At 30.8% G+C, this 12,827-nt stretch carries 13 protein-coding genes; 2 read left to right on the forward strand and 11 right to left on the reverse strand.

Annotated features, from left to right (window positions below; all coding sequences use genetic code 11):
- Positions 1 to 13 precede the first annotated feature (13 nt).
- The 6 genes from WNY60_RS00505 to WNY60_RS00530 all read right to left on the reverse strand — a co-directional run bounded on the left by WNY60_RS00505 (position 14) and on the right by WNY60_RS00530 (position 7,379).
- A complete protein-coding gene (locus WNY60_RS00505) occupies positions 14 to 1,972 on the reverse strand; it encodes a DUF3857 domain-containing protein (RefSeq protein ID WP_145001988.1) in 1,959 nt (652 codons plus the stop codon).
- On the reverse strand, positions 1,972 to 3,333 hold the full coding sequence (locus tag WNY60_RS00510; protein WP_342861488.1) for an exonuclease domain-containing protein: 1,362 nt from the start codon (positions 3,331 to 3,333) through the stop codon (positions 1,972 to 1,974). Before WNY60_RS00510 ends, WNY60_RS00505 begins: the two co-directional genes overlap by 1 nt.
- Positions 3,334 to 3,345: 12 nt before the next feature.
- The gene (locus tag WNY60_RS00515; RefSeq protein ID WP_342861132.1) at positions 3,346 to 4,005 is read right to left on the reverse strand and encodes a YggS family pyridoxal phosphate-dependent enzyme; all 660 of its coding nucleotides are present in this window, start codon (positions 4,003 to 4,005) and stop codon (positions 3,346 to 3,348) included.
- Between the two features lie 17 nt (positions 4,006 to 4,022).
- A complete protein-coding gene (locus tag WNY60_RS00520; protein ID WP_342861134.1) occupies positions 4,023 to 5,261 on the reverse strand; it encodes a DUF1015 domain-containing protein in 1,239 nt (412 codons plus the stop codon).
- Between the two features lie 112 nt (positions 5,262 to 5,373).
- Positions 5,374 to 6,261, reverse strand: coding sequence for a 3-hydroxybutyryl-CoA dehydrogenase (locus WNY60_RS00525; protein ID WP_339809067.1), 888 nt, complete (start codon positions 6,259 to 6,261; stop codon positions 5,374 to 5,376).
- 158 nt (positions 6,262 to 6,419) lie between these two features.
- A complete protein-coding gene (locus WNY60_RS00530) occupies positions 6,420 to 7,379 on the reverse strand; it encodes a Gfo/Idh/MocA family oxidoreductase (RefSeq protein ID WP_342861489.1) in 960 nt (319 codons plus the stop codon).
- Between the two features lie 159 nt (positions 7,380 to 7,538).
- Here WNY60_RS00530 and WNY60_RS00535 point away from each other — a divergent pair, with 159 nt between their 5' ends.
- Positions 7,539 to 8,180, forward strand: coding sequence for a protein-L-isoaspartate(D-aspartate) O-methyltransferase (locus WNY60_RS00535; RefSeq protein ID WP_145001983.1), 642 nt, complete (start codon positions 7,539 to 7,541; stop codon positions 8,178 to 8,180).
- 11 nt (positions 8,181 to 8,191) lie between these two features.
- On the opposite strand, the gene WNY60_RS00540 is transcribed toward WNY60_RS00535, so the two are convergent.
- Positions 8,192 to 8,866 (reverse strand): YiiX/YebB-like N1pC/P60 family cysteine hydrolase, encoded by a 675-nt coding sequence (locus WNY60_RS00540; RefSeq protein ID WP_342861136.1) that lies wholly within the window; start codon positions 8,864 to 8,866, stop codon positions 8,192 to 8,194.
- Positions 8,867 to 9,051: 185 nt separating this feature from the next.
- On the opposite strand from WNY60_RS00540, the gene WNY60_RS00545 reads away from it, so the two are divergent.
- Entirely contained in the window at positions 9,052 to 9,675 is a 624-nt protein-coding gene (locus WNY60_RS00545) for a LysE family transporter (RefSeq protein WP_342861137.1), read from the forward strand.
- A 50-nt stretch (positions 9,676 to 9,725) separates the two neighbouring features.
- On the opposite strand, the gene WNY60_RS00550 is transcribed toward WNY60_RS00545, so the two are convergent.
- From WNY60_RS00550 to WNY60_RS00565, 4 genes are all read right to left on the reverse strand, one after another.
- Positions 9,726 to 10,241 carry a hypothetical protein gene (locus tag WNY60_RS00550; RefSeq protein ID WP_339809063.1) on the reverse strand — a complete coding sequence of 172 codons (516 nt, stop codon included), beginning with the start codon at positions 10,239 to 10,241 and terminating at the stop codon, positions 9,726 to 9,728.
- Between the two features lie 4 nt (positions 10,242 to 10,245).
- Complete coding sequence (locus tag WNY60_RS00555) at positions 10,246 to 11,157, reverse strand: AraC family transcriptional regulator (RefSeq protein ID WP_342861138.1); 912 nt, start codon at positions 11,155 to 11,157, stop codon at positions 10,246 to 10,248.
- A 76-nt stretch (positions 11,158 to 11,233) separates the two neighbouring features.
- Positions 11,234 to 11,836, reverse strand: coding sequence for a hypothetical protein (locus WNY60_RS00560; RefSeq protein WP_342861139.1), 603 nt, complete (start codon positions 11,834 to 11,836; stop codon positions 11,234 to 11,236).
- 10 nt (positions 11,837 to 11,846) lie between these two features.
- The gene (locus WNY60_RS00565) at positions 11,847 to 12,797 is read right to left on the reverse strand and encodes an SDR family oxidoreductase (protein WP_342861141.1); all 951 of its coding nucleotides are present in this window, start codon (positions 12,795 to 12,797) and stop codon (positions 11,847 to 11,849) included.
- Positions 12,798 to 12,827 lie beyond the last annotated feature (30 nt).

The raw sequence follows: 12,827 nt of genomic DNA on the forward strand, positions 1-12,827 counted from the left end.
TACTAAATAAACATTAGATATTTTTTTCTAAAACTATAACCGAGTTATTTTGAATATTTACAATGTTGCTAAAAAAAGATTTTAGTTCAGTATAGTAATTAGTTGGGTAAATTGTATTGTAAAAATTAATCCTAAAAGATAAATCAATGTTACCATTTTTTGGTTGAGTTAAAAAATTAAGTAAGCCAGAGTTATTAGATAATTCAATAGTTTTATCTAGAGGCTTATCAACAATTTTATACTTATCATTTGTGTCAATTTGAATGTAATAAATAAGGTTGTTTTTATATCCAAAATCAATAGGATATGTCCTTGTATTAAGCTGTAAAGGGTTTTTTGTAAAAAATTTAAATATAAAAGGGTCCAAGTATATTTTATCACCAATTACAGTTAATGGACCTGATATTGATATGGTCTCGGTATATATTGCTTTATCGTTTTTATTTGTGTCTACTTGACTATTTTCAAAAGTTAAATCAGGATATTTTTCTCTGAAGTACTTTAAATTATTAAGATTGTTTTTTTTGTACAATTGACGCGCATCCAAAGCATCATATCCTAATTTTGTTGTTGTTAATGTTCCAGTAAAGGTATTATCATCATTAATTGTGATATTAACTTTATGTTGTGTTGTAGAATTAATATTAGTGTTTAGGTCTATCCAACGACTATCATTGTCAAAATCCATTTCGCGACCATACTCATTTAAACATTTAAATGGAATTTGTCCAAAGACTAATAAAGGGTCTGTTGCATCTAAAAAATAAGATTTTCCATCAATTTCGGCTCTTAAAATCACATAATTAAATTCTGAAATTACAGGATAAAGTGTAGTGATAAATCCGTTTTCTCTTGTAGAAATTAAAACAGGATAGGTTACTATATCATGTCTTTTCAAAAGGTTATACAGAAGTAGGTTGATTTCAGCTACATTACCTGTTTTTTGCTCAATAATATCTTTAATGGAGACATCTTTAAAAATTCGATAATAGCCATTCCAAGTATAATTATTTTTAACATAATTAAAAATGTATTTAGCTTTATCTAAATCACTTTTTTGATCCAATAAGGTTTGGTCTATTAGTTTTTTTACTAGACTTTCTTTTTTTAGTTGTTTTCCAAAATCTTCATTTTGTTTAAGTTCATCATCCGCAGTTTCCCATGTTTTGGTAATGTTTTGTACAGAGCCATCAAAGCCTTTAATTACTTTTAATTCATATTCCATTCTAGAAATATAATTTTTAGAAGCAGTCGTGTAATCCTCTTCTATAAAAGCAGGTATGTCTTTCATTACATACTTACCTATGGTACAGTCCGCACTTGCACCATTGTCTAATTGGATACAGTATTTTTTTATATCACTTTGATTGACGCTTAACTTAAGCTCTCCTACAAGCTTTATATTATAATCGTAGTTTCCTGGTATGCTAGTATTGTACTCGCTGTATAGCTTTGGTATGTCTTCTTGAAATTTCCATGAGTTAAAATTGAATAAAAATGGGCTTTCAAAGGTGTAGCTATATGTAATAACAGATCCTTCTTTTATATTAGGTAAAACAAACTTAAATATGGTGTAATTATCGTTAACCTTTTCTTCAAATACTTGAGAAGGATCTAAGTTAATTCGGGTAACTTTACCATCTTCAATATTGGTTGTTGTAGCAACTAAGTTTGTGATTTTTTCTGATTTTCTATCAGAATTATATAAATAAACCTCAATATTGGCTTGGTCAAATCCGTTACGGTTTAAAATTTTAACTTTTTTCTTATAGTCTAAAACTAAGTTGAACGTTTTTTTATGAATTTCGGCATCTCCATATTCATAAAGTACTATGGCATTTGCAGTGGTGTCTTGCTTAAATTCATTTAATTCCAAATCAGCTCTTGTCGTCGTTAAATTTTCAGTATTAAATTGGCTTTGAGCTACTAAAAATTTTGAAAAGAGTAGCGTAATAAGAAATATTTTTTTCATTATAAATCTATAATTTTTATACGTTTATTTTTTCTTAGGTAACTTTGTATAATGTGTTGTTGATCTCTATTATTCTCCATTGGAGTAATGATAGACTCTAGAATGTCTAAATTATTAATTTGGTAATTTAAATTATAAAAGCCAAAACCTTTAAATATTCCATTCTGAATTAAAATGGCACTACGCTCATCCACCTCTCGACCACGATCAATAATAACCATGTTTTTGTTTTTGTAGCTGTATTTATCTAATAATTCTTGTACACGTTTATTATAATCCTCTGGAGATTCCTCTTGTATGCATGCACCTGCACATGTTTTTACTTCGTAATGGAAGCAACTGGTTTTGGTTTTATAAATACCTGATAGTTTTTGACACAAATTAAATTGTTCGACCATTTTTTCTAAAAAATGACGTCCACTTTGTCTAGTGCTAAAGGTTGTTATGCAAGGTTTTCTACCATCTGCTTTATCAATAGTAAGATTAATATAACCGTTATCGTCTATAAAACTGTATAGTGCATGTGTAAAAATACTTCTGCGCAAAGCTCTATTTAATATAGGTTTATTACGCTTAATCTCTTCGCTTTCTTTTAAAAGCGCCACTAATTCACTTCCTGTAGCTTCATATTTTACAGCTGCTACTTGAGTTTGCATTTTCTTGGACTTTGGTGTAGTACCAGTAAAATGTTGATTAACGCGATTTTTTATGTTCTTACTTTTTCCAATATAGATTAACTCACCATCTGCTTTATACATGTAGTAAACTCCAGTAACAGAGGTTAAATTATCAATAATATCTATTAACCTAGGCTCCATCTGGAATTTTGGTTCTTTTTTAATAGACTCCTTAATAATTGTTTTGTTGGTGTCCTTGGCAAGAAGTAATTTAAAAAGTTTAACGGTTGCTAAAGCATCTCCAGATGCACGATGCCTATCTGTTACAGGTATACCCAATGATCTAACTAGTTTACCTAAACTGTAAGATTTTTGATCAGGAATTAAATCTTTAGACAACTCAACCGTACAAAGGGTTTGTCTTTTAAAAGGAAATCCAAGACGTTTAAACTCGGTTTTTAAGATACGATAATCAAATTGCGCATTGTGAGCCACCAAAATAGTGTCTTCTGTAATTTCAACGATTCGCTTAGCTATCTCGTAAAATTTAGGCGCATTTTTAAGCATCTTGCTATTTATACCTGTAAGATTAACCACAAAGGGTTGAATCTCTCGTTCTGGATTTACTAAACTTATAAACTGGTCTACAACCTCATGACCATCAAATTTATAGATAGCAATTTCGGTTATTCCTTCTTCATTAAACTTACCACCAGTGGTTTCTATGTCGACTATTGTGTAAATAAAGTTTGTTTTTTAATTATAATTTCTAGCACCAAATATACTACTTCCCACTCTAACCATTGTGCTACCACAATCTATTGCTAATTGATAATCACCACTCATTCCCATACTAATTGTCTTTAAATTAGTATGCAATTTTTGAAGCGAATCAAAGGTAGTTTTAAGTAAATCAAATTCTTGTTTAATCTGATTTTGGTCTTCAGTAAATGTAGCCATTCCCATCACGCCAATAACATTAATATTAGTTAAAGCTGAAAATTCTTCAGATTTAAGTAAGCTAGTTGCGTCTGGTATAGACATTCCAAATTTAGAATCTTCCGATGCTATTTTAATTTGAAGCAAACAATCGATTCTTCTTTCGTGCTTTTTAGCTTGTTTATTAATTTCTTTAAGTAATTTAAAGCTCTCCACACCATGTATTAAATCTACAAACTCAGCCATATACTTTACTTTATTAGTTTGTACGTGACCAATCATATGCCATTTAATGTCCTTTGGCATTTCTTGATATTTGTCTGCCATTTCTTGGATTTTATTTTCTCCAAAAATGCGTTGACCAGCGTTGTAGGCTTCCATTAAATCACTAACAGGTTTTGTTTTAGAAACCGCAACTAAAGTTACATGTTTAGGAAGTGTAGCTTGTATTTGATTTAGGTTTTGTTTAATTGACATTTGCTTTATTTTTTTACTTAAAACTCGTAAATAGTAACACCACTTCTAATTTTAGGCTCGATATAAGTACTTTTTGGTGGCATTGTTAATCCATCGTCTGCAATTTGCTTCATCTGAGAAATTGTTGCAGGAATCATACCAAAACCAACAGTAAATTCTTTACTATCCACTTTACTTTTTAAATTTACAATATCTTTTTTACCACTAAGGTAATGTATGCGATTATCGTTGCGTAAATCTGTGATTCCTAAAATAGGTTGTAATATAGTTTTAAAAAGTACTTGTGCATCCAATTCGTCCAAAGACGTATCAAATGTATATTCTGTTTTTCTTAAGTATAACGAGTAAAATTCGCCATCTAAATACATACTAAAGTGATGTGATTTTGAGGGTTGGTAAGGTGTTAATCCTCTGTTTTCAATACGATAAACGGTATCTAGTTGAATTAAAAATTCTTCCTTAGTTAAGCCATTTAAATCTTTTACTAAACGGTTAAACTCGTGTATGCGTAATTCGGATTCCGAAATTAAATAACTCATAAAAAAGTTATAGCTTTCTTGACCAGAATGATTTTTGTTTTCGTTTTTTAAATCCTCACAAAGTAATTGAGAAGAGGCAGACCTATGATGTCCATCTGCAATGTACAACGTTGGCATTTTGCTAAAATTAGTTGTAATAGCTTGGATGTCTGTGTCGTCTTCAATTAACCATAAATAGTGCGTGTCTCTGTATGTTGTTGTAAACTCAAACTCGGCACGCTCTTTTTGTTTTTCGGTTATAATTTTAGAGATAGTATCATTATCAGGATAGGTTAGTAGTACAGGTTCTGCGTTAAAACCTACAGTTTTTAGGTAGTCTTTAAACACGGTTTCGCGAGAAGCAATCGTGTCCTCGTGCTTTTTAATAATATTATTATTGTAATCTTCAACACTAGCAGCAGCTACAATTCCATTAAAAACCTGAGAATCACGATCTACTATTTTGTAAATGTAAAAACAAGGTTTTTGATCTTGCTTAAATACACCATCTTCTTTAAATTCAGAATATCTGTTTTTAACTAACTTATAACGTGCTTCTCCATAGATTTCTTTATCGTATTTGTAACCAGGATTTACAATGTGTAAAAACGAAAATGGATTATGGTCTAAACGTGCTTCTCTTTCGGGTTGCGTATAACTTTGATAGGAGCGTGAGGCTACTAAACTAACTTTATCTCTAGTAGGTCTAACCGCTTTAAATGGTAGTATTTTAGTCATTGTTATTGCAAATAAATCAAGAAAGATTAGACAGTTGGTAAACTTTAAAAACAATAAAAGGCATAAGATTGCAGGTAAAAACTGTTAATCTAACTATGCCTTTTATTGTTAATTATATAAATTGCTGAGATACTTTTTCTGCCTTTCTGCTTTCAGAATAATCATAAAAACCTTCACCAGATTTAACACCTAATTTTCCTGCGTTAACCATATTAACTAATAAAGGACATGGTGCGTATTTAGGGTTTTTAAATCCATCGTACATGACATTTAAAATTGATAGACATACATCTAAGCCAATAAAATCTGCTAGTTGTAAAGGACCCATTGGATGTGCCATACCTAACTTCATTACTGTGTCAATTTCTTGGACACCAGCAACACCATTGTAAAGGGTCTCAATAGACTCGTTAATCATTGGCATTAAAATACGGTTAGCAACAAAACCAGGATAATCATTAACTTCAGTTGGTATTTTACCTAATTGTTTAGATAATTCCATGATAGTATTAGTCACTTCATCGCTTGTATTATAACCACGAATAATTTCGACTAATTTCATGATTGGCACAGGATTCATAAAATGCATTCCAATAACCATATCAGGTCTAGAGGTTACAGCTCCAATTTGTGTGATAGAGATAGAAGAGGTGTTAGTCGCTAAAATCGTGTCATCACCACAAGCTTGGTCTAATTGCTTAAATATTTTTAGTTTTAAATCTAAGTTTTCTGTTGCAGCTTCTACAACTAGGCTTGCATATTCAACACCTTCTTCAATATTAGTAAAAGTGCTAATATTACTTAAAGTTTCAGCTTTATCTGCTTCAGATATTTTTTCTTTAGCGACCATGCGATCTAAATTTTTAGAGATGGTATCCATTCCGCGTTTTAATGACGCCTCACTAATATCTATTAATTGTACTTTAAATCCAGATTGTGCAAAGGTATGTGCAATACCGTTACCCATTGTTCCTGCACCTATAACTGCTATGTTTTTCATTAAAATTTATTGTTTTTGCGTCCCACAATTATGGGCTTTTATTATTGTTTTACTTTTTTTTCTTACCACCAAATAGCACGTTGACAAAAAAATCTACAATGTATTTTAGTAATGATTTTTTGTTTTTATCTTTTTGATTGGTCATAATTTAAAAGGTTTTAAAACTGATCTATAATCATAGTGGCCACACGTAAGGCTTCTGTACCATCGTGTAAGGTCACTATTGGAGTTGTATTATTGTTTATGGCGTCCGCAAAGGATTCTAACTCGTCTAAAATAGCGTTGTTTGTAGCTATTTCTGGGTTGTCAAAATAAATTTGTTTTTTAACACCTTCTGCATTTTGTAAAACCATGTCAAAATCACCAGGTGTTTCGGGTGCATCTTTCATTTTTACAACCTCACATTTTTTTTCTAAAAAGTCTACAGAGATATAAGCATCACGTTGAAAAAAACGTGTTTTACGCATGTTTTTAAGCGAAATTCGGCTGGCAGTTAAATTAGCAACACAACCATTAACAAACTCGATACGTGCATTAGCAATATCAGGTGTATCACTTATCACTGAAACTCCGCTTGCAGATACATTTTTAACTTTAGATTTAACTACACTTAAAATAACATCAATGTCATGAATCATTAAATCTAAAACCACAGGTACATCAGTCCCACGAGGGTTAAACTCGGCTAAACGATGGGCTTCAATAAACATTGGACTATCTAATTGGTCTTTAACTGCAATAAATGCAGGATTAAAACGCTCGACATGACCTACTTGACCTTTTACACCATTTTCTGCAACTAAAGCTCTAATACTTTCGGCTTCATGCACAGTATTGGTTATTGGTTTTTCAATAAATATATGTTTACCTTTAGATATAGCTTGCTTAGCACAATCGTAATGCGATAGGGTAGGCGTTACAATATCTACAACATCTACAGCATCAATTAAGGCTTCAATGGTATCAAAATATCTGTAACCAAATTCGGCTTCTACTTTTTTAGCGTTGTCCGCATCAGCATCGTAAAATCCTACTAATTGGAATTTATCTGATTGATTTAATAATCTAAGATGAATTTTTCCAAGGTGACCAGCACCTAATACACCAGCTTTTAGCATAGTTTGTTCTGTTTTCAACAAAAATAAGTTTTTTTATACACTATTTAATATCAATTTGATAATTATATACAGGATTTAAGACAAAATTATAAATTGAATGAAAACCTTTTCAGGGTTATATTTTTGAAGTAATTTTATGCTCTAAACTATCCATTACCATTGAAAGACACTTTTAAACATCAAGGCTTACGACAGCAACTAGTAGCTGTTTTGAAGGACAAAGGAATTACTAATACCGCAGTTTTGGCTGCAATTGGCAGAATACCAAGACATTTGTTTATGGATTCTAGTTTTTTAGATCATGCGTATCAGGATAAGGCATTTCCTATTGCAGCAGATCAAACCATTTCTCAGCCTTATACTGTGGCTTTTCAAACCGAATTAATGCAAGTTAAACGAGGTGATAAAGTGTTAGAGATTGGTACAGGTAGTGGCTATCAGACTGCTGTGCTTTGTGAACTTGGTGCTAAAGTATATAGCATTGAAAGGCAACAAGAGTTGTTTAAAATTACGAGTCGTTTTTTGCCAAAATTAGGCTATAGAGCAAAAAAACTAATTTTTGGAGATGGTTATAAAGGTTTAAAAACCGAAGCACCTTTTAGTAGTATTATTGTAACTGCAGGAGCACCTTTTGTGCCTAACCCTTTACTAGCACAATTAGAAATTGGAGGACGTTTAGTAATTCCTGTTGGAGATAAAGTGCAAACTATGACGCTTTTTGTTAGAAAAGGTCCAAAGGATTTTGAGAAAACAGAGTTTGGCGAGTTTAGATTTGTTCCGCTTTTGGAGGATAAGAATTAGTAGATTAAGTTCTAGTCATTTTCGTAATCATGAACAAACGTAATATGATTACTGCTTGCCATTAAATTAGGGTTTGTGCCTTCAATACCTTCTGGAATTGATTGGTTGCGAGCTTTGTAATATTTAACCCAACTAGTCATTGGTTGACCAGAACTATCGTTAAAAGTCATTGGGTGTGTCAAAAACGGGATGGAATCTTTAGGTAAGTTTTGAGTTGAAAACATTTTGTAAACTAACTCTGAGCAATAATAGGATGTGTCATCCCATAAAAAAATATCATCATAAGGTATATTAACTCTGGTAATACCATAGTTTATGGCTGTTTTTATATAGGGCTTGTAGTAGTTGTCTAGCCTCGCAACTGTGGTTTGCGATTTATTAAATTTATTTTTATTCCTTTCTAAAAATTTAGCTATTGGTGTTATGCAAACGCCTTGTTTAGGTATAGCTTCCACCACAAACCATTTGTTGTCTTTTTGCATAGCCATACCAACATGAGAATAATTTTTGGCAGAAGCGGTTGCTGTAACGTCCTTTATAGCATTATCAATGTCGTCTGATCCTGTGTTTTGAAACAGTAAATCACCTTCTTTTAACTGAAAATTGGTGTTAGTTTTTGTATTGCAACTTAATAAAATACATGATAGTAATACAATGTATGATATGCGTTGTAAAAAATAATTCATTATTTAAAAGTGCTAAAATGAATTATCAAAATTACGGAAAAACTGTACTTGATTAAAGTGAATACTGTAAAATACAAAAGCTTTTTATTTTTTGAAATTTAAGTTAAGTCTTAAAAAATGTTAATAGCTACTAATAATAAGCCACACATGTTGTTTCTTTGTTTGCTTATAAATAATAATAAATTATGACATTTTTTATTTGCTTACTATTAGGTTTTTGTATTGCTGCCTTAGGAAGTATTACACCTAGTTTTCTAAATTTAACGGTAGTAAAGTATAGCTTAAAAAACGGTAAAAAATCTACATTTTATTTAATAACTGGTTATGCTACAGTTTTGTTTTTTCAAGCCAATTTAGGCGCTTATTTGGCTAATGTTTTAATGAAAAATTCTGAATACATAACTTTAATTCAAAAAATAGGAACAGGTATTCTTTTTTTGTTGTCCATTAATTTTTTTAGACTTTATTTTTCACCTAAAAAGGAAGTTAGTGAGAAAGAAATCCCTAAATCTAAATCCTATTTTTACGGTATTTTAATGTCCTCATTAAATATGATGGCTATACCGTTTTACTTTACATTTATTTCGTTGTTAATTGGTTTTAAATATTTTGAATACACTGTATTTAATGCTTTTTATTTTTCAATCGGTTCTACCATTGGATCTTTTACTTTATACACGATTTATGCGATTGTTGCTAAAAATATTGAACATAAACTAACTTATATTGCTTCTAAAATGGATTTTATTTTAGGTTGTTTAACTGGTATTGTTGGTATTGGTAACGTAATCTATTTGTTTAGTAAGTAGTATGCCTATATTAAAAACTAAACCCAAACATAAAGGTATCGTTAACTAAATTATTTAATATTATGTTGTTTTACGTATAGCTGTAATTGATTGTTATAGTCTTTTATTCTTGCATGTGCTGAACCATCAATTATTAAAATTACTATTAGCATTGCAATAGTAGTAACACTAATTGCACGCCAGGTTGGACTACTAATAAGTAGGATTAATAATGCAGCTACAATAATAATAACAGGAATGGCTTTAAAGACTACTGTTTGATATTCTTTTAAAGTACTTTCGGTACGCTCAATTTCTGATTTAACAAAAGTTGAAGCATTTGTATTATACGCAGTTTTAAACGCTGTGACTCTTGATTTGTTTGTAAAAAACAAACCTAATCCAATGACTGTTAATAATAGTCCTGCTACTAGTGTCGGTATAATGTAAGCTCTTGCTATATCTGTTTTTCCTAATTGCCAAAACCCGATACTTGCTGCTAAAAATAGTAGTCCAAACACTACAAAAAAAGGTGTTGAAAAAAGTTCGGCTTTTGCCCAATCTGTTGCTGTTTTTAAAATATCCATACTGTTAATTCATTTTATATAATTCGCGGTATTCGGTTGGACTAATACCTTCTTTCTTTTTAAATAATCTAGAAAAATACTGAGGATACTCGAAGCCTAATTCATATGCCACTTCAGAGATGCTTTTGTTAGGTTTTAATAAAATATTTTTAGCTTGATCTACTAAATACAATTGTAAATGTTCCGTTGTTGTTTTACCAGTTTCAATTTTAAGTGTATCACTTAAATAGCGTTTAGATACTGACATTTTAGTTGCGATTTTTTCAATACTTGGTATACCATTTTCTTGTAAAAGTCCTGATTCAAAATAGTCCGTTAGTTGGTTGTTAAACTGTTCTAATAAACTATTAGATAATTCTTTTCTGTTTAAAAATTGTCTTTCGTAAAACCGATTGGCATATTTTAAAAGTGTACTTAGTTGCGAGATAATGATGTCTTTACTAAATTCATCTTGATTGTTTTGGTATTCTATTTCAATACTTTCAACTAAAGCTTCAATTTGTTTTTCTTCTTTTGGAGAGAGGTGTAATGCTTCGTTAGCAGAATAAGAAAAGAATCCATATTTTTTTATTTGATGTGCTAATTCTGTTCCTTTTAAAAAATCTTCGTGTAAATTAATACTAAAGCCTTTTTGTTCAAATACGACACTATTATCCCATTGTAGTACTTGTTTTGGCGCTATAAAAATTAAAGCTCCATTTGTAAAATCGTATTTAGTGCGTCCATAATTAAGATCTCCTTTCACGAATTTTTTTAAACTTATTGAATAACAATCTGTAGTGATAGGAGGAGAGCTTTCTCTGGGACACGGTAAAAAACCATCTCCTTTGGAAGTGAATATGCTAAGCATAGGATGCTCTGGTCTAGGTAATTCTAGATAGTTTAAATAAGAGGATAGTGTTTTAAAATGTTTCATTTTTAATGGTGTATTACATTTAAAATACTTAAGATGTCGTTTAAAATTACTGATTTTTAATCAAATATTACTTTTGTCATGTAGCTCCTAAATTAATAACAATATTAGCAGGACCTTTTGGGAACCATGTTTTTATTAAAAAGTTAGGAATGGACCCAATTGGTATGTAATCTGCATTGTAAGTAATTTTAGTTGTTGATTCATCAATTTTTTCGAATTCGTAGATTACTTTATAGGTTTTCATTCTTTCAACATCCTTAGTTTTATAGTCGCTGGTGGTAGCTGTTGCAATAAATTTAAGTTTGTTGTCTGCTTTATAACGAGTGATTTTAATTACTAAATCACTGTCGGAAAGAGGCCAAGGCGCATTAAAATAGTAATACGCTATCCATTGGTTTTCAGAAGTTTTTTCTATTTGTTTAGTAATAGGTGTTCTTTCTAAAAATAGTTTATGATTTTCGGTGTTAGAAAAATAAGTGTCTAATTTATCTAAAGTCGTGTTTACAGTCGTTTGAGCTATATAATAAAAGTGAGTCCCTTCATCTTCTTTTACTAGTTCATATTTTACTGTAGTTTTTCCGTCTTTTAAGGTTTTTTCTGTCCAATTTCTAGTTTGAGAAAAAGCATTACTAGCTATTAACAAGACTACTACTATACTGAGGTATTTAATATGTTTCATAATAATATGTTTATAAATTCCAATTAAAGTTTACTGCTTGTTCTGACACTTTCCAAAGTTTTTCCATTACAGTTTTATCTTTGGCATGAGGTTCTAGTTTACATTCTCCAACAGGTCCAGTCCAATAATTTCTTCCTGTAGGTCCATAAAACCCCTTTTGATTAAGGTTAAGTTCTGTAGCACACAGTAATTCTGGATACGCTCCTTTTTCTGCAGATTGTACAAAAGGAGATAGTTTCATCAATTGCCAAATAAACCTAGTCATTAAGCTACCACTAGTTTTAATTAAAGAGGTTCTAGAAGCACCAGGATGACAAGCATACACTTTTACATTTGTTTTACCTGCATTTTTAAGTCTATCTTGTAACTCATAAACAGACATGATTTGAGCAAGTTTACTTTGACTGTAAACCGTATTAGGATTATAGTTTTTATCCCAATTCATGTCATCAAATTTAATGGTTTTAATTCCCATTTTATAACCTTCACTACCAACAGTAACTATACGTCCATTTGATTTTTCAATAAGAGGAAAAAGTAAACCTTGTAGTAAAAAATTACCATAATGGTTTACACCTAATTGGCTTTCAAAACCATCAACAGTAAGGGTTTGTTTAGGGACTTGGGCAATTGCAGCATTACAGATTAATGCATCAATATGAGGTATGGTTTGATTGACTTCTAACGCTGCTTTTTTAACAGATGCTAGTTCAGCCAAATCCATTTCAATATTAGAAACATCAATAGTATTACCAAGTTCTAACTTTAATAAGGCAATAGTATTATTGGCTTTTTTATTATTACGGTTAAGCATTACTACTTTAGCGCCTTTTGATAATAATATTTTAGCAGCTTCAAAGCCTGTACCACTTGTGGTACCAGTTATTACATACGTTTTTCCTTTTAAGCTATTAATTTTATCTGGTGTCCATCCCTTTTTTCCAAATTGATTTTTTTCCATTGTGTTTATCTTTTAAATTTATAAGACAAA

Origin of the sequence: Olleya sp. AS48 (assembly GCF_038900355.1) — a bacterium.
In the GTDB taxonomy this organism is placed as follows: Bacteria; Bacteroidota; Bacteroidia; order Flavobacteriales; family Flavobacteriaceae; genus Olleya.